At 63.3% G+C, this 21,120-nt stretch carries 19 protein-coding genes and 1 tRNA gene; 3 read left to right on the forward strand and 17 right to left on the reverse strand.

The window, feature by feature from the left end; all coding sequences use genetic code 11:
- Positions 1-24: 24 nt before the first annotated feature.
- Positions 25-495, reverse strand: coding sequence for a 30S ribosomal protein S7 (gene rpsG, locus EN846_RS17780; RefSeq protein WP_126054431.1), 471 nt, complete (start codon positions 493-495; stop codon positions 25-27).
- A 64-nt stretch (positions 496-559) separates the two neighbouring features.
- Entirely contained in the window at positions 560-931 is a 372-nt protein-coding gene (gene rpsL, locus EN846_RS17785; protein ID WP_006202128.1) for a 30S ribosomal protein S12, read from the reverse strand.
- A 138-nt stretch (positions 932-1,069) separates the two neighbouring features.
- Between rpsL and EN846_RS17790 the strand changes: the two genes are divergently transcribed.
- The 3 genes from EN846_RS17790 (at position 1,070) to EN846_RS17800 (ending at position 2,725) form a co-directional block, all read left to right on the forward strand.
- Positions 1,070-1,408, forward strand: a complete 339-nt coding sequence (locus EN846_RS17790) for a hypothetical protein (RefSeq protein WP_127284731.1) — start codon at positions 1,070-1,072, stop codon at positions 1,406-1,408.
- Complete coding sequence (locus EN846_RS17795; protein WP_126054430.1) at positions 1,405-1,686, forward strand: transcriptional regulator; 282 nt, start codon at positions 1,405-1,407, stop codon at positions 1,684-1,686. Before EN846_RS17790 ends, EN846_RS17795 begins: the two co-directional genes overlap by 4 nt.
- Positions 1,687-1,789: 103 nt before the next feature.
- Positions 1,790-2,725: a Gfo/Idh/MocA family oxidoreductase gene (locus EN846_RS17800; protein ID WP_135913924.1), complete on the forward strand. Its 936-nt coding sequence runs from the start codon at positions 1,790-1,792 to the stop codon at positions 2,723-2,725.
- A gap of 274 nt (positions 2,726-2,999) precedes the next feature.
- Here EN846_RS17800 and EN846_RS17805 read toward each other — a convergent pair whose 3' ends face one another.
- The 15 genes from EN846_RS17805 to tuf all read right to left on the reverse strand — a co-directional run bounded on the left by EN846_RS17805 (position 3,000) and on the right by tuf (position 21,118).
- Positions 3,000-3,665 carry an O-methyltransferase gene (locus tag EN846_RS17805; protein ID WP_127310836.1) on the reverse strand — a complete coding sequence of 222 codons (666 nt, stop codon included), beginning with the start codon at positions 3,663-3,665 and terminating at the stop codon, positions 3,000-3,002.
- A 75-nt stretch (positions 3,666-3,740) separates the two neighbouring features.
- Positions 3,741-7,937, reverse strand: a complete 4,197-nt coding sequence (rpoC, locus tag EN846_RS17810; protein WP_127310835.1) for a DNA-directed RNA polymerase subunit beta' — start codon at positions 7,935-7,937, stop codon at positions 3,741-3,743.
- A 145-nt stretch (positions 7,938-8,082) separates the two neighbouring features.
- Positions 8,083-12,219, reverse strand: a complete 4,137-nt coding sequence (rpoB, locus tag EN846_RS17815) for a DNA-directed RNA polymerase subunit beta (RefSeq protein WP_135858412.1) — start codon at positions 12,217-12,219, stop codon at positions 8,083-8,085.
- A gap of 252 nt (positions 12,220-12,471) precedes the next feature.
- Positions 12,472-12,852, reverse strand: a complete 381-nt coding sequence (rplL, locus tag EN846_RS17820) for a 50S ribosomal protein L7/L12 (RefSeq protein ID WP_059189560.1) — start codon at positions 12,850-12,852, stop codon at positions 12,472-12,474.
- 54 nt (positions 12,853-12,906) lie between these two features.
- Entirely contained in the window at positions 12,907-13,425 is a 519-nt protein-coding gene (gene rplJ / locus EN846_RS17825) for a 50S ribosomal protein L10 (protein ID WP_127286434.1), read from the reverse strand.
- 392 nt (positions 13,426-13,817) lie between these two features.
- On the reverse strand, positions 13,818-14,516 hold the full coding sequence (gene rplA, locus EN846_RS17830) for a 50S ribosomal protein L1 (protein ID WP_127286435.1): 699 nt from the start codon (positions 14,514-14,516) through the stop codon (positions 13,818-13,820).
- Positions 14,517-14,520: 4 nt separating this feature from the next.
- Entirely contained in the window at positions 14,521-14,949 is a 429-nt protein-coding gene (gene rplK, locus EN846_RS17835; protein ID WP_095765524.1) for a 50S ribosomal protein L11, read from the reverse strand.
- Positions 14,950-15,144: 195 nt separating this feature from the next.
- Positions 15,145-15,672: a transcription termination/antitermination protein NusG gene (gene nusG / locus EN846_RS17840; protein WP_059189556.1), complete on the reverse strand. Its 528-nt coding sequence runs from the start codon at positions 15,670-15,672 to the stop codon at positions 15,145-15,147.
- Positions 15,673-15,699: 27 nt separating this feature from the next.
- Positions 15,700-15,903 (reverse strand): preprotein translocase subunit SecE, encoded by a 204-nt coding sequence (gene secE, locus EN846_RS17845; RefSeq protein WP_135913926.1) that lies wholly within the window; start codon positions 15,901-15,903, stop codon positions 15,700-15,702.
- A 368-nt stretch (positions 15,904-16,271) separates the two neighbouring features.
- Positions 16,272-16,347, reverse strand: a tRNA-Trp gene (locus EN846_RS17850).
- A gap of 36 nt (positions 16,348-16,383) precedes the next feature.
- Complete coding sequence (locus tag EN846_RS17855; RefSeq protein WP_348630825.1) at positions 16,384-16,923, reverse strand: metal-dependent hydrolase; 540 nt, start codon at positions 16,921-16,923, stop codon at positions 16,384-16,386.
- Positions 16,924-17,003: 80 nt separating this feature from the next.
- Positions 17,004-17,552 carry a putative glycolipid-binding domain-containing protein gene (locus tag EN846_RS17860; RefSeq protein ID WP_127393716.1) on the reverse strand — a complete coding sequence of 183 codons (549 nt, stop codon included), beginning with the start codon at positions 17,550-17,552 and terminating at the stop codon, positions 17,004-17,006.
- 2 nt (positions 17,553-17,554) lie between these two features.
- Entirely contained in the window at positions 17,555-18,040 is a 486-nt protein-coding gene (locus EN846_RS17865; RefSeq protein ID WP_135858476.1) for a group II truncated hemoglobin, read from the reverse strand.
- Between the two features lie 83 nt (positions 18,041-18,123).
- A complete protein-coding gene (locus EN846_RS17870) occupies positions 18,124-19,779 on the reverse strand; it encodes a hypothetical protein (protein WP_128347107.1) in 1,656 nt (551 codons plus the stop codon).
- 163 nt (positions 19,780-19,942) lie between these two features.
- Positions 19,943-21,118: an elongation factor Tu gene (gene tuf, locus EN846_RS17875; protein ID WP_095805843.1), complete on the reverse strand. Its 1,176-nt coding sequence runs from the start codon at positions 21,116-21,118 to the stop codon at positions 19,943-19,945.
- Positions 21,119-21,120 lie beyond the last annotated feature (2 nt).

Below are 21,120 nucleotides of genomic sequence, written 5' to 3' on the forward strand. Positions count from 1 at the left end.
GTGCCTCTCAGTCTCGTTCGCGCTTTACCAGCGGTAGTGCGCGAAGGCGCGGTTGGCTTCCGCCATCTTGTGGGTGTCTTCACGCTTCTTGACGGCCGTGCCGCGGTTGTTGGCCGCGTCCATCAGCTCGCCCGAGAGGCGGTCGATCATGGTGGTCTCGTTGCGGTTGCGCGCCGCGGTGATCAGCCAGCGGATGGCCAGCGCCTGGCGGCGCTCGGGGCGCACGTCGACCGGAACCTGGTAGGTGGCGCCGCCGACACGGCGCGAACGCACTTCCACATGCGGCGCGACATTGTCGAGCGCCTGATGGAAGACTGTGACCGGCTCCTGCTTGGTCTTGGCCTGGACCTGGTCCAGCGCGCCGTAGACGATGGTCTCGGCAACCGACTTCTTGCCGTCATACATGACGGCGTTCATGAACTTGGTGACGATCAGGTCGCCGAACTTCGGGTCCGGATTGATCTCACGCTTTTCTGCACTGTGACGACGGGACATGGCTTTTGTCTCTCAATCTCTCATAGCCCGGCGCAGTCAAAAAAAGCGCCGAAGCCGGAAAACCTTACTTCGGACGCTTTGCACCGTATTTCGAACGGCGCTGCTTGCGGTTCTTGACGCCCTGGGTATCGAGCACGCCGCGGATGATGTGGTAGCGCACGCCCGGAAGGTCCTTGACGCGGCCGCCGCGGATCATGACCACGGAGTGTTCCTGCAGGTTGTGGCCTTCGCCCGGGATGTAGCCGATCACCTCGAAACCATTGGTCAGGCGGATCTTGGCCACCTTGCGCAGCGCCGAGTTCGGCTTCTTCGGCGTCGTGGTGTAGACGCGCGTGCAGACGCCCCGCTTCTGCGGGTTCTGCTGCATGGCCGGGACCTTGTTGCGCTTCACCGGCGCCAGGCGCGGCTTGCGGATCAGCTGGTTGACGGTAGGCATTAAACCCTCTTGTCTCTCAATTCCGTGTCTTGCCCGGTCAGGGCCGCTCAAAGCGTCGTTTCCATACGCAAATTCGGGCAACACACCGCGCCTCGCGGTCTTGCCCGAACAAATAGCAGAGGAAGCGGAAACCGCTTCATGCGCGCCGGAAATGTCTTTTCGCTCGTAAAACGAACCCTGTTTGAGGCAAACTCCAAGGCGTGTCGCCTCGAAAAGGAAAGCCTCACATCGGTTCTGACTGGGCGGCTTCTACTCGCAACCCTTCGAACCGTCAACCCCGCGCTGGCAAATATTGCGCGCGAACCGGGGCTTGGCAGCCATGCGAAAAACGCATGTAATTTTCTTGCGTCTTTTTGCAAGCGCGAAGAAGAAAGTGACCGGCTTTTGGCTGTCGCCAGCCCATGCTTCATGCCAAAAGGCGGCATGAGCAGCAGAAACGCCCTCGCCCGCCCTTTGCCGAGAGGAATCAGCCCGTGAACGACAATGAGGAACGCCCGGTCACCATCATCACCGGCCGTGTCTGGAAGAAGAAAGGCGGCAAGCCGGAAGGCGTCCATGTGATGCTTGTGGCGCCCGACGACGATTCGGCGGTGCGCAAGGCGCTCGATTCGCTCGCCGCGGAAGGCTATGCCGAGGCCGAGCTCGATCAGATCGGCGACATGGACGGCGCGCCCGACGACGAGCCGCATCTGTCGGCCTACCAGGGCGCGCTCGAAGGCGAAGTGTCGATCATCACGTTCGACGAGCCGATCTGAATCAGCGTTGAGCTTGGAGGGGCCCACGACTCGCAGGCGTCGGCTTGCCCCGCATCGCTTCCCTGCGTAGAAACACCCACCTTTCCAAATCCTCGGAGTTCCCATGCCCTCGAACAAAGGTCCCATCAAGCTCGGCATCGTCGGCGTCGGGAAGATCGTCCGCGACCAGCATCTTCCGGCTCTGGCGAAGGACAGCGACTACCAGCTCGTCGCCGCCGCCAGCCGGCACGGCAAGGTCGACGGCATCCCGAACTTTCCGACAATCGAGGCAATGCTCGACGCCGTGCCGGACCTCGAGGCCGTTTCGCTCTGCATGCCGCCGCAGTTCCGCTATGACGCCGCGCGCGCAGCGCTCGAAGCCGGCAAGCATGTCTTCCTGGAAAAGCCGCCGGGCGCCACCGTCAGCGAGGTCGAGGACCTGAAGCGAATTGCCGGCAAGCATGGCGTTTCTCTCTTCGCCAGCTGGCACTCACGCTATGCGCCGGCGGTCGAGGCCGGGCGCGCATTCCTGGCCTCGGCCAGGATCAGTTCCGCCGCCATCATCTGGAAGGAAGATGTGCGCCGCTGGCACCCGAACCAGGAATGGATCTGGGCGCCGGGAGGCTTCGGCGTCTTCGATCCGGGTATCAATGCGCTGTCAATCGCCACACACATCCTGCCGGCGATGTTCATCACCTCGGCGGCTCTCGATTTTCCGGAGAATCGCGCCTCCCCCGTTGCCGCGCATGTCGCCTTCCGCACCTCGAACGGAGTGCCGGTGACGATGGAGCTCGACTGGCTGCAGACCGGCCCGCAAAGCTGGGACATCGTGGCCGAGACGGACAAGGGCAAGATGGTGCTTTCGGGCGGGAGCGCGAAGCTCGCCATCGATGGCAAAGTCGTCCATGACGAGCCGGAAGCAGAATATCCGATGCTCTACAGGCGCTTCGCCGAGATCGTGCGCGCCGGCGTCTCCGACGTCGACCTGGCGCCCCTGCAACATGTCGCCGACGCTTTCATGCTCGGGAAGCGCAACGTCGTCGAGGCGTTCTTGGACTGATTTGTGCATGCGATTGGCTCGCGGACCTGGCTGGAATGCACGCTCCTCCGTCTCGGCTACGCCGAGCCACCTCTCCCCCGATCGACGGGGGAGAGGAAGGGCGCGAGCCTATTGCCGCCGACGCTCGTCCAACGCGCCTTCCTTTCCCTCCGGAGGGGGAAAGGTGGCGCTGCGAAGCAGCGACGGATTGGGGGAAGCCGGTCGTCAAATGAACAGCCGATGACAAAGTGAGCACGACCAAGTTGGTCTGATCATCATCATTCACGGTGTAATGTCACTCGACGATCGCTATCGCAAAGCCGTCATAGCCCTTGGCGCCGACGGTCTGGATGGCCGTGCCGTCGAGCCGCTTGTCGCCGCCGATGAACGAGAACGCCGCGCGTGCGCCTTCGACATTGGCGTCGCCGCCATCTTCGTCCACTACCGCTCCGTCACGAATGACGTTGTCGCAGACGATGACCGTTCCAGGCCGTGACAGCTTCATGGCCCAGTCGAGATAATTCGGATTGTTCGGCTTGTCAGCGTCGATGAAGACCAGATCGAACAGACCCGCGTTTTCGCCACTCAGCACGGCGAGCGATTGAAGCGCCGGACCGATGCGCAGATCGATCCGGTCTGACACCCCTGCCCGCTCGAAATTCGAGCGTGCGACCCTGGCATGGTGCGCATCGAGCTCCAGCGTCACGACCTTTCCATCGGCGGGCAGTCCCCGCGCCATCCAGATGGTCGAGTAGCCGCCAAGGGTTCCGATTTCCAGCACCCTTCTCGCGCCGCGGATGCGCACCAGCAGCGACAGCAGCTTGCCTTGCGCGGCCGAGACGTCGATCGCCGGCAGGCCCTGATCGCGATTGGCCGCGAGCACTGCGTCAAGCACGGGATCCGCCGCGAACAGCGAGGAAACGATGTAGTCGTCGACGGCCGTCCAGGTCTTCTTGCTCATGATGGTTCCTCGTGGCTCTGAAAACGCGAAAGGGGCCACGCGGGCCCCTTTCCTTCTTCTCTTGTCGTCCCGCGCTTACTGCGCGGCGGTGACCATGTCGGTCAGCATCGGCTCGGCGACCTCGACGCCAGACGCCTTGCGACGCTCGTCGATGATCAGCTCGTCGCGCGAGGTGGCGATGCGCCGGATCTGGCTCATCGTGCCGCCCGTGCCGGCCGGGATCAGCCGGCCGACGATGACGTTTTCCTTCAGGCCCTGCAGCATGTCGGTCTTGCCGGCAACCGCCGCTTCGGTCAGCACCCTCGTCGTCTCCTGGAAGGAGGCGGCCGAGATGAAGGACGGCGTCTGCAGCGAGGCCTTGGTGATGCCGAGCAGCACCGGCTGGCCTTCGGCCGGCTTCTTGCCGTCCTCGATCAGCCGCTCGTTGACCTCTTCCAGCTCGATCACGTCGACGTGGTCGCCCGGAATGTAGGTCGAGTCGCCCTGCGTGGTGATCTCGACCTTCTGCAGCATCTGGCGAACGATCACCTCGATGTGCTTGTCGTTGATCGACACGCCCTGCAGGCGGTAGACCTCCTGGATCTCGTTGACGAGGTAGGACGCAAGCGCCTCCACGCCCTTGATCGCCAGGATGTCGTGCGGCGCCGGATTGCCGTCGAGGATGTAGTCGCCCTTCTCGATGACGTCGCCGTCCTGCAGATGGAACGGCTTGCCCTTCGGGATCAGGTATTCGACCGGCTCGAGCGTCGAGTCATGCGGCTCGATGATGATGCGGCGCTTGTTCTTGTAGTCGCGGCCGAAGCGGACCGTGCCGTCGATCTCGGCGATGATGGCGTGATCCTTCGGACGACGTGCCTCGAACAGCTCGGCAACACGCGGCAGACCGCCGGTGATGTCCTTGGTCTTGGCGCTTTCCATCGGGATACGCGCCAGCACGTCGCCGGGACGGACATGCGCGCCCGGCTCGACCGAGAGGATGGCCTCGACCGAGAGCAGGAAGCGGGCATCGCCGCCCTTCGACAGCTTGCCGACCTTGCCCTTGGCGTCATGCACGACGATCGCCGGCTTCAGGTCGTTGCCGCGCGGCGTCGAGCGCCAGTCGATGACCTCGCGCTTGGTGATGCCGGTCGATTCGTCGGCCGTTTCCTGCACGGAAATGCCGTCGACCAGATCCTCGAACTGCACCTTGCCCTCGATTTCGGTGAGGATCGGGCGGGTGTAGGGATCCCACTCGGCGATGCGCTGGCCGCGCTTCACCTTGTCGCCATCGTCCACGAAAATGCGCGAACCATACGTGACGCGGTGCGTGGCGCGTTCCTTGCCGGTCTCGTCGAGGATCAGCACCGCCATGTTGCGGCCCATGACCATCTGCTGGCCGTCCGAGTTGCGCACCACGTTGCGGTTGCGGATCTCGACCTTGCCCTCATACGAGGCTTCGAGGAACGAGGAGTCCACCACCTGCGCCGTACCGCCCATGTGGAAGGTACGCATGGTGAGCTGGGTGCCCGGCTCGCCGATCGACTGCGCCGCGATGACGCCGACGGCTTCGCCCTGGTTGACAGGCGTGCCGCGGGCGAGGTCGCGACCGTAGCAGACCGCGCAGACGCCGGTCCTGACCTCGCAGGTCAGCGCCGAGCGGATGCGCACCGACTGGACGCCGGCCTTTTCGATCTGTTCGACGTCGCGTTCGTCCATCAGCGTTCCGGCCTTGACCAGAACCTCGCCCGACACCGGATGGTTGATGTCGTCGAGCGACGTGCGGCCGAGAACACGCTGGCCGATCGAGGCGACGATCTGGCCGGCATCGACGATCGGCTGCATGGTGAGGCCCTTGTCGGTGCCGCAGTCGAGCGAGTTGACGATGCAGTCCTGCGCCACGTCGACAAGACGACGGGTGAGGTAACCCGAGTTCGCCGTCTTCAGAGCGGTGTCGGCCAGACCCTTGCGGGCGCCGTGGGTCGAGTTGAAGTACTCGAGCACGGTGAGGCCTTCCTTGAAGTTCGAGATGATCGGCGTCTCGATGATTTCACCCGACGGCTTGGCCATCAGGCCGCGCATGCCGGCGAGCTGACGCATCTGGGTGGGCGAACCACGCGCACCCGAATGCGACATCATGTAGATCGAGTTCATCGGCTTCTGACGGCCGTTGTCCTCGAACTCGACGGCCTTGATGCGGGCCATCATCTCGTCGGCGACCTTTTCCGAGCACTTGGCCCAGGCGTCGACGACCTTGTTGTACTTCTCGCCCTGGGTGATCAGGCCGTCATTGTACTGCTGCTCGTATTCCTTGGCCAAAGCCTCGGTCTCGGACACCAGCTTGATCTTGGTGTCCGGGATCAGCATGTCGTCCTTGCCGAACGAAATGCCGGCACGGCAGGCATGCGCGAAGCCGAGCGCCATGATGCGGTCGCAGAAGATAACCGTCTCCTTCTGACCGCAATGGCGGTAGACGGTGTCGATCATCTTGGAGATGTTCTTCTTGGTCATCTCCTGGTTGGCGGTCTCGTAAGGCACGTTGACGTTCTTCGGCAGCAGCTCGCCGATGATCATGCGGCCAGGGGTGGTGTCGTAGATCTTCGACACGACATTGCCTTCGGCGTCGACCGAGCGGAAGCGGCCCTTGATCTTGGCGTGCAGCGTCACCGCCTTGGTCTCGAGCGCATGCTGCAGCTCGCCCATGTCGGCGAACACCATGCCCTCGCCCGGCTCGTTCTGGTTGACGATCGAGAGATAGTAGAGACCGAGAACCATGTCCTGCGACGGCACGATGATCGGCGCGCCGGAAGCCGGGTGCAGGATGTTGTTGGTCGACATCATCAGCACGCGGGCTTCGAGCTGCGCTTCCAGCGACAGCGGCACGTGGACGGCCATCTGGTCGCCGTCGAAGTCGGCGTTGAAGGCCGTGCAGACCAGCGGATGCAGCTGTATCGCCTTGCCTTCGATCAGGATCGGCTCGAACGCCTGGATGCCGAGGCGGTGCAGCGTCGGCGCGCGGTTCAACAGCACCGGGTGCTCGCGGATGACCTCGTCCAGGATATCCCAGACCTCCGGACGCTCCTTCTCGACCAGCTTCTTGGCCTGCTTGACGGTCGAGGAGAAACCCTTGGCGTCGAGGCGGGCGTAGATGAAGGGCTTGAACAGCTCGAGCGCCATCTTCTTCGGCAGGCCGCACTGGTGCAGCTTGAGCTCCGGACCGGTCACGATGACCGAGCGGCCGGAATAGTCGACGCGCTTGCCGAGCAGGTTCTGGCGGAACCGGCCCTGCTTGCCCTTCAGCATGTCGGACAGCGACTTCAGCGGACGCTTGTTGGCGCCGGTGATGACGCGGCCGCGACGGCCGTTGTCGAACAGGGCGTCGACCGCTTCCTGCAGCATGCGCTTTTCATTGCGCACGATGATGCCGGGCGCGCGCAGCTCGATCAGCCGCTTCAGGCGGTTGTTGCGGTTGATGACGCGGCGATAGAGGTCGTTGAGGTCGGACGTGGCGAAACGGCCGCCGTCGAGCGGGACGAGCGGGCGCAGGTCCGGCGGGATCACCGGCACCACCTTCATGATCATCCATTCCGGACGGTTGCCGGACTCCATGAAGTTCTCGACGACCTTGAGCCGCTTCAGATACTTCTTCTGCTTCAGCTCGGAGGTGGTCGAAGCCAGTTCCGAACGCAGGTCGCCGGCGATCTTCTCCAGGTCCATGCCGGCCAGGAGGTCGTGAATGGCCTCGGCGCCGATCATGGCGGTGAACGAATCCTCGCCATACTCATCGACGGCCAGCATGTACTCTTCCTCGCTGAGCAGCTGGTGCTCCTTCAGCGCGGTGAGGCCGGGCTCGGTGACGATGTAGTTCTCGAAGTAGAGGACGCGCTCGATGTCCTTCAGCGTCATGTCGAGCAGCGTGCCGATGCGCGACGGCAGCGACTTCAGGAACCAGATATGGGCGACCGGCGCGGCGAGCTCGATATGGCCCATGCGCTCGCGCCGCACCCGCGACAGCGTGACTTCGACGCCGCACTTCTCGCAGATGACGCCCTTGTACTTCATACGCTTGTACTTGCCGCACAGGCACTCGTAGTCCTTGATCGGTCCGAAAATGCGCGCGCAGAACAGGCCGTCACGCTCCGGCTTGAAGGTGCGGTAGTTGATGGTCTCCGGCTTCTTGATCTCGCCGAACGACCAGGACAGAATCTTCTCAGGGCTGGCGAGCGAAATCCGGATGGAATCGAACACCTGCGCCGGCGCCTGGGGATTGAAGAGATTCATGACCTCTTGGTTCATGCCGTTCTCCTTTTCGGGGTCCTCGAAAACCCCTTGCATCTGACGCGGGCCGAATGCCCGCTGAGTGGTCGGCCCACCGGCCGAGGAATTTGATTGGCGCGCCGCGATCTAGCGCGGCGCGCCGTTGCCTTATTCGGCTGCGCCCCTATTCGGCAGCATCGGGCAGCCGCACCGGAGCGTCGTCGAGCTTGGTGTTCTCCAGCTCGACATTGAGGCCGAGGGACCGCATTTCCTTGACGAGAACGTTGAAGCTCTCGGGAATGCCAGCCTCGAACGTGTCGTCGCCACGGACGATAGCTTCGTAGACCTTGGTGCGTCCGGCGACGTCGTCCGACTTCACCGTCAGCATCTCCTGCAGCGTGTAGGCGGCGCCGTACGCTTCGAGCGCCCAGACCTCCATTTCGCCGAAGCGCTGGCCGCCGAACTGCGCCTTGCCGCCCAGCGGCTGCTGGGTGACCAGCGAGTACGGGCCGATCGAACGCGCGTGGATCTTGTCGTCCACCAGGTGGTGAAGCTTGAGCATATAGATATAGCCCATCGTCACCTTGCGATCGAACGGCTCGCCGGTGCGTCCGTCATAGAGCTGCGACTGACCGCTGGTGTGCAGGCCCGCCTGCTCCAGCATGATGTTGATGTCGCCCTCATGCGCGCCGTCGAACACCGGGGTCGCGATGGAGACGCCGCGGCGCATCTGCTCGCCGAGGCGAATGATGCTTTCGTCGTCGTACTCGCGGACCGGCTCGTTGCGGTCATTGGCCGGCATGAAGCTCTCGATCGTCTTGCGCAGCGGCTTGATGTCGCCGCCCGCCTTGTACGCCTCGATCAGTTCGCCGATCTTCCTGCCCATGCCGGCGCAGGCCCAGCCCAGATGCGTTTCCAGGATCTGGCCGACGTTCATGCGGCTCGGCACACCCAGCGGGTTGAGCACGATATCGGCATGCGTGCCGTCCTCGAGGAAAGGCATGTCCTCGACCGGAACGATGCGCGACACGACACCCTTGTTGCCGTGCCGGCCGGCCATCTTGTCGCCCGGCTGCATCTTGCGCTTCACGGCCACGAAGACCTTGACCATCTTCATGACGCCCGGAGGCATTTCGTCGCCGCGCTGCACCTTCTCGACCTTGTCCATGAAGCGCTGTTCCAGCGCCTTCTTGGAATCGTCGTACTGGCCGCGCAGGGCTTCCAGTTCGCTTTGGAGCTTTTCGTTCTCCACCGCGAACTGCCACCACTGCGAGCGCGGATAGTCGTCCAGCGTATCCTTCGCCAGCTTCGAGCCCTTCTTGAAGCCCTTCGGTCCGGCAATCGCATCCTTGCCGACCAGCATGTCGGACAGGCGCGAATAGACGTTGCGGTCGAGGATCGCCTGCTCGTCGTCGCGGTCCTTGGCCAGGCGTTCGATCTCCTCGCGCTCGATCGCCATGGCGCGCTCGTCCTTCTCCACGCCGTGGCGGTTGAAGACGCGCACTTCGACGACCGTGCCGAAGGTGCCCGGAGGCATGCGCATGGAGGTATCGCGCACGTCGGAGGCCTTTTCGCCGAAGATGGCGCGCAGAAGCTTCTCTTCCGGCGTCATCGGGCTTTCACCCTTCGGCGTGATCTTGCCGACCAGGATGTCGCCCGGCTGCACTTCGGCGCCGATGTAGACGATGCCGGCTTCGTCGAGGTTCTTCAGCGCTTCTTCCGAGACGTTCGGAATGTCGCGCGTGATTTCCTCCGGCCCGAGCTTGGTATCGCGCGCCATGACCTCGAACTCCTCGATATGGATCGAGGTGAAGACGTCGTCGGCGACGATGCGCTCCGACAAGAGGATCGAGTCCTCGTAGTTGTAGCCGTTCCACGGCATGAACGCGACCAGCACGTTGCGGCCGAGCGCCAGATCGCCGAGCTCCGTCGACGGACCGTCGGCGATGATGTCGCCCTTGTTGACGCGGTCGCCCATGCGCACCAGCGGACGCTGGTTGATGCAGGTGTTCTGGTTCGAACGCTGGAACTTCATCAGCCGGTAGATGTCGACGCCCGACTTGCCGGGATCGAGATCTTCCGTGGCGCGGATGACGATACGCGTCGCGTCGACCTGGTCGACGATGCCGCCGCGGCGGGCGCCGATGGCGGCGCCGGAGTCACGGGCGACGATCGGCTCCATGCCGGTGCCGACGAACGGCGCCTCGGCGCGCACCAGCGGCACGGCCTGACGCTGCATGTTCGAGCCCATCAGCGCGCGGTTGGCGTCGTCGTTCTCGAGGAACGGGATGAGCGCTGCCGCCACCGAAACCATCTGCTTCGGCGACACGTCCATCAGGTCGACGTTCTCGCGCGGCGCCATCATCACTTCGCCGGCGTTGCGGCAGATGACGAACTCATCGACGAAGCCGCCATTCTTGTCGAGCTCGGCATTGGCCTGCGCGACATGGTGCTTGGCTTCTTCCATGGCCGACAGGTAGACGACCTCGTTGGTCAGCTTGCCGTTGACGATCTTGCGGTACGGGCTCTCGATGAAGCCGTACTTGTTGACGCGCGCGAAGGTCGCCAGCGAGTTGATCAGACCGATATTCGGGCCTTCCGGCGTCTCGATCGGGCAGATGCGGCCGTAGTGCGTCGGGTGCACGTCGCGCACCTCGAAGCCGGCGCGCTCGCGGGTCAGACCGCCCGGCCCAAGCGCCGAGAGGCGGCGCTTGTGGGTGATCTCCGACAGCGGGTTGGTCTGGTCCATGAACTGCGACAGCTGCGAGGAACCGAAGAACTCGCGCACGGCGGCCGCCGCCGGCTTGGCGTTGATCAGGTCCTGCGGCATCACCGTGTCGATCTCGATCGAGGACATGCGTTCCTTGATCGCGCGCTCCATGCGCAGCAGGCCGACGCGGTACTGGTTTTCCATCAGCTCGCCGACCGAGCGCACGCGGCGGTTGCCGAGATTGTCGATGTCGTCGATCTCGCCCTTGCCGTCGCGCAGTTCCACCAGCGTCTTGACCACGGCCAGGATGTCTTCCTTGCGCAGCACGCGCACGGTGTCCTCTGCCTTGAGCTCGAGGCGCATGTTCATCTTGACGCGGCCGACGGCCGACAGGTCATAGCGCTCGCTGTCGAAGAACAGCGAGTTGAACATGGCTTCGGCAGTTTCGAGCGTCGGCGGCTCGCCCGGGCGCATGACACGGTAGATGTCGAACAGCGCGTCCTGGCGGCTCTCGTTCTTGTCGACGGCGAGCGTGTTGCGGATATAGGCGCCGACATTGACGTGGTCGATGTCGAGGATCTGGATCTCGCCCTCGCCGGTGCCGAGCAGCACCTTCAGCGTCTTGTCGTCGATCTCGTCGCCGGCCTCGAGGAAGATCTCGCCGGTGGCGTAGTTGACGATATCCTCGGCGAGGTAGTTGCCGAGCAGGTCCTCGTCGGTCGCCTTGATCGCCTTCAGACCCTTTTCGCCGAGCTGGCGGGCCTGGCGCGCGGTGATCTTCTTTCCGGCCTCGACGACGATCTCGCCGGTATCGGCATCGACCAAGTCGCCGACGGCCTTGAGGCCGCGGAAGCGCTCGACGTTGAAGGGAATGCGCCAGTGGTCGCCGGCGCGCTTGTAGGTGATCTTGTTGTAGAAGGTCGACAGGATCTCCTCGCCGTCCATGCCGAGCGCCATCAAGAGCGACGTCACCGGAATCTTGCGGCGGCGGTCGATGCGGGCGTGCACGACGTCCTTGCTGTCGAACTCGATGTCGAGCCACGAGCCGCGATAGGGGATGACGCGCGCGGCGAACAAGAGCTTGCCCGACGAGTGCGACTTGCCCTTGTCGTGGTCGAAGAAAACGCCCGGCGAGCGGTGCATTTGCGAGACGATGACGCGCTCGGTGCCGTTGACGATGAAGGTGCCGTTCGACGTCATGAGCGGCATGTCGCCCATGTAGACGTCCTGTTCCTTGATGTCCTTGATCGACTTCGCGCCGGTATCCTCATCGATATCGAACACGATGAGGCGCAGCGTCACCTTCAGCGGCGCGGCATAGGTCAGGTCGCGCTGACGGCATTCGTCAACGTCGAATTTCGGTCCTTCGAACTCGTACTTCACGAACTCCAGCATCGAGGAGCCGGAAAAATCGGAGATCGGGAAGACCGACTTGAAAACGGCCTGCAGTCCTTCGTCGGGACGGCCGCCCTTCGGCTCGTCCACCATCAGGAACTGGTCATAGGATGCCTTCTGAACCTCGATCAGGTTCGGCATCTCCGCAACTTCCGGGATCTTTCCGAAGAACTTGCGTACGCGTCTGCGGCCATTGAAAGTCTGGGTCTGGGCCATCGTCGCTCCTTAGCTCGATTCTCGGGACGAACCTCGCCGCGGCTCGCCTTGCATTCCGGGCCGCCTCGGCGGCAGCCCCTGATCTGTTTTTCCCGCCGCCTGGCGGCAGCCGGTTAAAACGGGAGAAAACCCGTTTCCTGAAGGCCGGTTCGCGGCCATCAGGAAAGAGGTTCTCGTGCTTCTCGCGCTCTGTGGCTCCCTTGACGTCAAGGGAGTGGCGGGCGGCGCGAGGCCGCCCGCCGCAGCCAAAGCTTACTTCAGCTCAACCTTGGCGCCGGCTGCTTCCAGCTGGGCCTTGAACTTGTCGGCGTCGGCCTTGGAAACGCCTTCCTTGACCGGCTTCGGAGCCGCTTCGACCAGGTCCTTGGCTTCCTTGAGGCCAAGGCCGGTGATGGCGCGGACTTCCTTGATGACGTTGATCTTCTGGGCGCCGGCGTCGGCGAGAACGACGTCGAATTCCGTCTTCTCTTCGGCCGGAGCAGCGGCAGCGGCACCAGCGCCGCCAGCAGCGGCAACCGCCACCGGAGCGGCAGCCGAAACGCCCCACTTCTCTTCCAGGAGCTTCGACAGCTCGGCCGCCTCGAGGACGGTCAGCTTCGAAAGGTCGTCTACGATCTTTGCGAGATCAGCCATTTGCATATTCCTTCGTAAGGTTCGAACGTGTGTTTGTGATAGCGAGGAACGGCCTCATGCCGCCTCGTCCTTCCGGGCGTAAGCGCCGATGACGCGCGCGACCGAAGCCGCGGGTGCATTGACGATCTGGGCGATCCGGGTTGCCGGCGTGGCGATCATGCCAACCAGCTTGGCGCGCAGCTCGTCGAGCGACGGAAGTGTAGCGAGTGCCTTCACACCGTCGGCGTTGAGCGAGGTGGTGCCCATTGCGCCGCCGAGAATGACGAGCTTGTCATTTCCCTTGGCGAAATCGGACGCGACCTTCGGCGCCGCAATCGGATCCTCCGAATAGGCGATCAGCGTCTGTCCCTTGAACAGGTCGATGATCGATGCGGAGTCCGTGCCCTGAAGAGCGATTTTGGCGAGACGGTTCTTCGCGACTTTGACGGTGCCACCGGCGGCGCGCATTTTCGACCGAAGGTCGTTCATTTGCGCGACGGTGATACCGGCGTAGTGGGCCACGACGACTGAACCAGCGCTCGAAAACGCATCATTCAGGCCCGTGACGAGTTCGCGTTTTTCCGCTCTGTCCACTGCCTATCTCCAGTTGACCCCTGCCCCATCGATGGGAACATTCCCATTTAGAGGACAGGCGTCGGGTTGCCTTTTTGCCGGCCGGGCCATCCAGTAACGGATCTCCCGAACGACGCTCGAGGATCCTGCCCCCTTTCGCCACACCGACGGCAAGCCGACGGTGCGCAGACAAAAGGCAAACACGGTTCGAACCTTTCATCGGAGCCTTGGCTCCTTTGTCGGGTCTTCACCCGTCTCATGCAGGCCCACATGAATTAAGGCTGTTGGGCCGCCTGCAATCTCGGACAGGATGTCCGGAAGCCTTTCGGCTTCCGGTACCGGGCCGCCAACCAGTCGGAGGCCCGGAATTCTTTGCGGATCAGCCGGTTAGCGGCCGATCGGAAGGGTTCGTATCAGGACGCGGCGAGCGTCGCGATGTCGAGCTTGAGGCCAGGGCCCATCGTCGAGGTGACCGACACCTTTTTGACGTAGTTGCCCTTGGCGCCGGACGGCTTGGCCTTGTTCACCGCATCGGCGAAGGCACGCACATTCTCTTCCAGCGCCTTGACGTCGAACGAGACCTTGCCGACGCCGGCCTGGACGATGCCGGCCTTCTCGACGCGGAACTCGACGGCGCCACCCTTCGAGGCCTTGACGGCCGCGGCGACATCGGGGGTCACCGTGCCTACCTTCGGGTTCGGCATCATGCCGCGCGGGCCGAGCACCTTACCCAGACGGCCGACGAGCGGCATCATGTCCGGCGTCGCGATGCAGCGATCGAAATCGATCGTGCCCTTCTGGACGATGTCGACCAGATCCTCGGCGCCGACGATGTCAGCACCGGCGGCCTTGGCTTCCTCGGCCTTGTCACCGCGCGCGAACACGGCAACGCGCACCGAGCGGCCGGTGCCGTTCGGCAGGTTGACCACGCCGCGGACCATCTGGTCGGCATGGCGCGGGTCGACGCCGAGATTCATCGCGACTTCGATGGTCTCGTCGAACTTGACCGAAGACCGCTCCTTGAGCAGTTTCAGCGCTTCAGTGAGCGCGTAGGACTTGTTCGGATCGATGCCTTCGCGGGTCTTGGCGATACGCTTTGCAATCTTTGCCATGATCTCAGCCCACCACTTCCAGGCCCATCGAGCGGGCGGAGCCCTCGACCATGCGCATGGCCGCTTCGACGTCGTTTGCGTTCAGGTCCTTCATCTTCTGCTCGGCGATCGCGCGCACCTTGTCGCGGCTGATCGTGCCGGCCTTGACCTTGCCCGGCTCCTTCGAGCCCGACTTCAGGTTCGCGGCCTTCTTCAGGAAGTAGCTCACCGGCGGCGTCTTCATGACGAAGGTGAACGACTTGTCCTGGTAGTAGGTGATGACGACCGGGATCGGCGAACCCTTCTCCAGTTCCTGGGTCTGCGCGTTGAACGCCTTGCAGAACTCCATGATGTTGATGCCGCGCTGACCAAGCGCCGGGCCGATCGGGGGCGACGGCGTGGCCGAACCCGCGGCAACCTGGAGCTTGAGCTGGCCTGCAACTTTCTTAGCCATCTCTATTCCTGCCTTTTCTCGTGCCGGCCCCACTTTCTGGGAAACACCGGCGGTTGCAGTCTGGTGGTGCGGTTCCCGCGGCCGGCTAAGCCGCGTTCGCCTCCCACCCGTTCATGGCCGCGCGACCTTCGCGCCGCCTCCCCACCACCGAACCGGCGCAGGGCAACCCGACGCCTTTCGGCGCGGGTATTCGGATCAGCCCTTTTCGACCTGTCCGAATTCCAGATCGACGGGCACCGCGCGCCCGAAGATCGAAACTTCCACCTTGAGCCGCGCCCGCTCCTCGTCCACTTCCTGGACGAAACCGTTGAACGACGCGAACGGACCGTCCGAGACGCGGATCGCCTCGCCGATCTCGAAGGTGACCGAGGGCTTCGGACGCTCGACGCCTTCCTGCACCTGGTTCAGGATGCGCTGCGCCTCGGTCTCGGTGATCGGCACGGGCTTGGAGTCGCCCAGGAAACCGGTCACCTTCGGCGTGTTCTTGACCAGCGAGAACACAGCGTCGGTCAGGTTGGCCTTCAACAGCACATAGCCCGGGAAGAACTTGCGCTCAGCGTCTACCTTGCGGCCACGGCGTATCTCCACGACCTTCTCGGTCGGCACCACGATCTGCTCGATCTCGCCGGACAGGCCCTTCTGCTTGGCCTTGTTCTCGATGTCCTCGGCGACCTTCTTCTCGAAGTTCGAATAGGCGTGGACAATGTACCAGCGCGCAGTCATTTCACGACGTCTCCGTAATCGCCGAACTTAACGTCCGGGGCCCAGAATGAACTCGATCGCATAGCCCATGGCTATGTCGGCGGTGAAGAAAAAGATCATCGCGATGACCGCGAAAACCAGGACCATCACCGTCGAGATCATCGTTTCGCGACGCGACGGCCAGGTCACCTTGGCGGTCTCCGAGCGAACCTGCTGGAGAAAGGTGAAAGGATTTGTGGTTTTCGAAGCCATATGCCGCTCTGTCTTCAAGACCCGTTGGCCGGGTCTCCTGGATGATCCCGCAGGCCGGGACGTGCCGCCTGGGCTTCATGTCGGCGCCGAATCAGCGCATCCATTTCGCCCATGCAAATCGGACGCGTAAAGCCGGCTTCCCAGCTCCACGCGTCGCGTGTCTGTTCTGTCTACATAAAACCGATTCTTGATCCACGCAAGTGGCAAGTGTCCGCTTTATGGCCAAACGCCGCCTCGGAACCATCCAGTCGTTCCGTCCCGGCTATGCGCGCCTTATGCCCGAATTATCGCCATTTGGCAAGCCACCCATGGGTTTTCAAGGACCTGGTGGGCCATCGACGATATTGAAATCGGCCATTTCGGGAAAATGGCACGGGCAGCAGGGCTCGAACCTACGACCTGCGGTTTTGGAGACCGCCGCTCTACCAACTGAGCTATGCCCGTACACGCGCGCTGCTATTTCATAAAGCGGATGAGAACTCAAGTGCCCTTTTGAGGCGCGGCGATCCGCGCCGCCGATCGCGCAGTGACAAGCCACAACGCCCAGGCGCAGATGAGAAGTTCGAGCCCGAAAGTCCAGTGCAGGACGAAACTCACGACCCAATTGCCATAGGTGGCGGGAACCGCCACGAACTCGAAGGCGTGCCGATCAAATGGCATCAGCCACGATATCGGCGACACCACCGTGTCCAGGACCATATGCAGCATGGCACCCGCGATGAAAATGCCGATCAGCGCCGGACGGGGCCAGCCGAGCAGTCTGGCGGCGCACAGGCTCAATATTCCGGTTGCGGCCCAAAACAATGGCCAGTGCGTGATGTAGGCGTGGTGGTGGATGTGTCCACCGTCGATGAAGTGGAAGTACAGCATGTCAACGTCGGGAATCACACTGCCGATCATCGCAGCCGTCACGACGCCGGACATTTCGCGCCATTGTCTGCGCGCGAAACTCCCCAGAATGTAACCCGATGGCAGATGAGCAATGAGCATCACGTAGCAAGCCCGTTTCGGATGCTCCAACCTGCAATCCCATCGTGGCGCCATTTTTGCAGAGATTTGCAGATATTCCGCATCTTGCAGAGCGCGTCGCAACGGCCGGATCAGATCCTTTGCCAGAAATCCGGATAGGTGGTCACCAGCCCCTCCTGATCGACCTCGATTTCCCGCCGGAAGCCACTCTTCAGCGACTCGTAGAGATAGCGTCTGCCTTCGTCGAGGCACGTGTAGCGCTGCGGGCTTTTGACGATGGTCAGTTCCGGGAGTTCGATGAAGGCTGCGGCAATCTCGGCGCTTTCGCCAAGCTTCAGCCGCAGCCGGCGGATCGGCAGCGTGTTGGTGAAGGGCGTGACAGTGAGATCGGGGTCGAGCGCCCCGGTCAGGTCCCGGATCGCAACACCGTCCTTCGACCAGTTGCCGATGCCGTCGGTCTCGAGCCGGAAGCGCCCGCCACCGACAATGCCGACCTCGACCTCCCTGGCGCGCCAGTCAGGGTCGCATGAAATGCGGTAATGAACGGCGAAAGGCGCATGGTCGGCCGAGATCGCCACGGACTCGGCCGATATCCCGCCGGAATCCTGCCTCAGGACAAGGTGTTCGATGCCAGGGCCCTGCCATTGCCGCCATCGAACGAGCGTGCTTCGCGGCTCCACCGCTACGATTTCCCCGCCGGCGGCTTGTAAGGCCCGCCGGGCACGCCCCAGCCCCAGGCGGGCATCGGCTCCGTTTCCGGATCGCACGTCACGCCGAGATTGGAATTCATCTTCGCCAGCCGCGATCCCCATTCGACATAGCCCATGAAGGCGGAGCGGAATTCGGGGTCGTCGGGCAGGCCGACCTCGTCGGCGGCGTCGGCGAGAAGGTTGATCCAGCGCCGCCGCTGTTCCTCGCTCAAGTGCTTGCCGAGATGATGCATCACCATCTCGCGGTGGCCGCCATGCTTTTCGCTATAGGTCTTCGGTCCGCCGAACACCTCGCCGATGAAGGCCGCGACATGGGCGGGATGGTCCGGCGACATGTGCCTGAACACCGGACCGACGATCGGATCGCGCGCCACCTTGTCGTAGAAGGTTTGCGTCAGGCGGCTGAGCACCTCGGCGCCGCCGGCCCATTCGAACAGCGTCGGAATATCCTCGTCCATCATCGATCCTCGCCTGTCGCTTGCCGCGGACGATAGCGGAAAGATCGAAGACGGCTCAACCTGCCTCGATGGCCAGTTCACGCCTACAATTTGGCGGGCGCCTCGGCCTGGGCGTTTGGCGAGGGTGCCACGCGGCAGTTGTCAGGCTTCGGTATGACGCCGCAGATGGTGGCGCCGGTCAGCGCGTCGACCGATTGCGGTCCAGTCGTCAGCCCGAGCTTCAACATCATGTCCGGCTCAAACTGGCGATGGCTCGAATACGACTGTATTGCCGTAAGCAAGCCGCTTCCGATCGCCATGTCTTCGAGGTAGGTCTTGACCTCTTTCTCCATCCCCAGCGAATGCACGCTGAGCCGTGCCCGCGGACCGACAAGCCGGCGGACACCGCCGGCAAGCAGGATCGCGCAGGCTGAATCGCACACGCCGTCGGCATCGACGGTCAATCCGGCGCGAGCCTCGCTGTCGGCCGCGCAATCCAGCGCCGCCAAATCGCAGCCGACGAAATCGGTCCGGGCAATGGCGACGTCGAGCTTGTGCTCGCGGATCAGCCGGCCAGCCGCGAGCGCCCCAAGCACGTCGCCGCCCGGCGAGCTGACCACCAGAGGCAGCCTGCGCCCGCCAATGCTATCCAGCATGTCACGCAGCCGCTCCGGCGTGTAGGCGGTGATCGTGCCTTCGGCCGAGATCCATTCCGGGCAATCGGGATTGCAGAGCGGATTGCTGCCGCGAACGACGACGAAGCGCATGTCCTCGTCGCGCTTGACGATCTCCGGCCTGGCTGTTGCCGCAGGTGCGGGCTCGGCCTTGGCAGCCAAGGCAGCGGCCGGCGTCGCATCCTTGTTCGACGGTACCTCCCGGCAATTCGCCGGCGCCGGCCATGCCTTGCAGATCGTGGCGGCGGTGAACAGATCGACCGAATCCATGCTGGTGACGAGTTTCATCCGCAGCATGTTTTCCAGGACCAGCTGATGAATATCACTGGCCGGCGTGTTCTTCATCGTTACGAGCACGCCCTCGCCGACGCCCATTTCCCGGAAATAGGCGGCCAGCCTTTTCTCCACCGCCTTGCTCATCTCGTAGGTCTTGTAGCTGCCGGCATTCTTGCGGCTGACGACCTTCGTGTTGATGACCTTCTTCTTGCCGTTCACCACCTTGTATGTGGTCCGGTAGAGCAGTCTCGTCTTGATGTAGGTCGTGGTGATCTGATGGACGCCGAGATACGCCCATTCGCCGACCACGCGGCGTACGCCGCCGGCAAACATCAGCGGACAGGCGGAATTGCAGATGGCGCCGCTGGCATAGGGTTCGCCGAGATAGTCGGCATCCCTGCCCTTGTTGGCCGTGCAATCCTTGTCGTCCGGCATGCAGCCGTCGAACCAGGTCTTGCCGACGGCGATATCCAGCCCGCTCTTGCGGATCAGCCGGCCGAGCGTCAGCGCCGCGTCGACATTGCCGCCTGGCGAATCCACCACGATCGGCAGCTTTCGCCCGCCAAGCCGCTTGAGCATGCGCTTGAGCAGCGCCGGCGTACCGGCCTCGATCGTGCCTTCCGCCGAAATCCACTCCGGACAGTTGGGCTCACACCCCGCGGCGTTGCTGCGCACCACAACAAAACGCATCGTCGGGCCGGAATCGGCCGTCGCCGCGGCGAGGCTGGCATTGCCCATGGCAAGCAGCGCCAGGCAGACCAGCCTCAGTGACCACCATGCCCGAATGTTGAAACGGCGCCCTGAAACCACGTCCTGCAAGCCCCTTGATGCAACCTATACTAGTTGCAGCGCCGAGGCTTGCAACAGGCTTGAAGCAATAGAACGAACAATGGACGCTTTTGCGATTGGAAAAGAAAAAAGGGCGGCCCGAGGGCCGCCCTTTCCCTGTCGATCCGGCGGATGCCGGCTTCGATTATTCTTTGATGGTGACGACGATGCCGGCACCGACGGTGCGGCCGCCTTCACGGATGGCGAAGCGCAGCTTCTCTTCCATGGCGATCGGCACGATCAGCTCGACGTCGACCGTGATGTTGTCGCCAGGCATCACCATCTCGGTGCCGGCCGGCAGCGTCACGATGCCGGTCACGTCGGTGGTGCGGAAGTAGAACTGCGGACGGTAGTTGGTGAAGAACGGCGTGTGACGGCCGCCCTCGTCCTTGGTCAGGATGTAGGCTTCGGCCACGAACTTCTTGTGCGGCTTCACCGAACCCGGCTTGGCCAGAACCTGGCCGCGCTCGACGCCTTCACGGTCGACGCCGCGCAGCAGCGCGCCGATGTTGTCGCCGGCCTGGCCCTGGTCGAGCAGCTTGCGGAACATCTCGACGCCCGTGCAGGTCGTCTTGGTCGTCGGACGGATGCCGACGATCTCGAGTTCCTCGCCGACCTTGACCACGCCGCGCTCGACGCGGCCGGTCACAACCGTGCCGCGGCCCGAGATCGAGAACACGTCCTCGATCGGCATCAGGAACGGCTTGTCCAGCGGACGCACCGGCGTCGGGATGTAGGCGTCGACCTGCGCCATCAGTTCGCGGATCGCGTCCTCGCCGATGGTCTTGTTGGAATCTTCCAGCGCGGCAAGCGCCGAGCCCTTGACGATCGGAATGTCGTCGCCGGGGAACTCGTTCTTGGTCAAGAGCTCGCGAACCTCGAGCTCGACCAGCTCGAGCAGCTCGGCGTCGTCGACCTGGTCGACCTTGTTCAGGAACACCACGATCGAGGGCACGCCGACCTGGCGGGCGAGCAGGATGTGCTCGCGCGTCTGCGGCATCGGGCCGTCGGCGGCCGAAACGACCAGGATCGCGCCGTCCATCTGCGCGGCACCGGTGATCATGTTCTTCACATAGTCGGCGTGGCCGGGGCAGTCAACGTGGGCATAGTGGCGGTTGGCCGTCTCGTATTCGACGTGCGCCGTCGAAATCGTGATGCCGCGCGCCTTCTCTTCCGGCGCCGCGTCGATCTGGTCATAGCGCTTGTATTCGCCAAAATACTTCGTGATCGCCGCCGTCAGCGACGTCTTGCCATGATCGACGTGGCCGATCGTGCCAATGTTCACATGCGGCTTGGTGCGCTCGAATTTACCTTTTGCCATAT

The sequence above is a fragment of the Mesorhizobium sp. M4B.F.Ca.ET.203.01.1.1 genome (assembly GCF_004791025.1).
Lineage (GTDB): Bacteria > Pseudomonadota > Alphaproteobacteria > Rhizobiales > Rhizobiaceae > Mesorhizobium > Mesorhizobium abyssinicae.

What these genes read in the sequence shown, in the direction of transcription:
- rpoC (WP_127310835.1), bottom strand. Translation starts at nt 7,937, where the DNA reads ATGAACCAAGAGGTCATGAATCTCTTCAATCCCCAGGCGCCGGCGCAG.
- EN846_RS17800 (WP_135913924.1), top strand. Translation starts at nt 1,790, where the DNA reads ATGCCCTCGAACAAAGGTCCCATCAAGCTCGGCATCGTCGGCGTCGGG.
- rplK (WP_095765524.1), bottom strand. Translation starts at nt 14,949, where the DNA reads ATGGCTAAGAAAGTTGCAGGCCAGCTCAAGCTCCAGGTTGCCGCGGGT.
- EN846_RS17805 (WP_127310836.1), bottom strand. Translation starts at nt 3,665, where the DNA reads ATGAGCAAGAAGACCTGGACGGCCGTCGACGACTACATCGTTTCCTCG.
- secE (WP_135913926.1), bottom strand. Translation starts at nt 15,903, where the DNA reads ATGGCTTCGAAAACCACAAATCCTTTCACCTTTCTCCAGCAGGTTCGC.
- rpsL (WP_006202128.1), bottom strand. Translation starts at nt 931, where the DNA reads ATGCCTACCGTCAACCAGCTGATCCGCAAGCCGCGCCTGGCGCCGGTG.
- rpsG (WP_126054431.1), bottom strand. Translation starts at nt 495, where the DNA reads ATGTCCCGTCGTCACAGTGCAGAAAAGCGTGAGATCAATCCGGACCCG.
- EN846_RS17790 (WP_127284731.1), top strand. Translation starts at nt 1,070, where the DNA reads ATGCGCGCCGGAAATGTCTTTTCGCTCGTAAAACGAACCCTGTTTGAG.
- tuf (WP_095805843.1), bottom strand. Translation starts at nt 21,118, where the DNA reads ATGGCAAAAGGTAAATTCGAGCGCACCAAGCCGCATGTGAACATTGGC.
- EN846_RS17865 (WP_135858476.1), bottom strand. Translation starts at nt 18,040, where the DNA reads ATGGACGAGGATATTCCGACGCTGTTCGAATGGGCCGGCGGCGCCGAG.
- rpoB (WP_135858412.1), bottom strand. Translation starts at nt 12,219, where the DNA reads ATGGCCCAGACCCAGACTTTCAATGGCCGCAGACGCGTACGCAAGTTC.
- rplA (WP_127286435.1), bottom strand. Translation starts at nt 14,516, where the DNA reads ATGGCAAAGATTGCAAAGCGTATCGCCAAGACCCGCGAAGGCATCGAT.
- rplL (WP_059189560.1), bottom strand. Translation starts at nt 12,852, where the DNA reads ATGGCTGATCTCGCAAAGATCGTAGACGACCTTTCGAAGCTGACCGTC.
- nusG (WP_059189556.1), bottom strand. Translation starts at nt 15,672, where the DNA reads ATGACTGCGCGCTGGTACATTGTCCACGCCTATTCGAACTTCGAGAAG.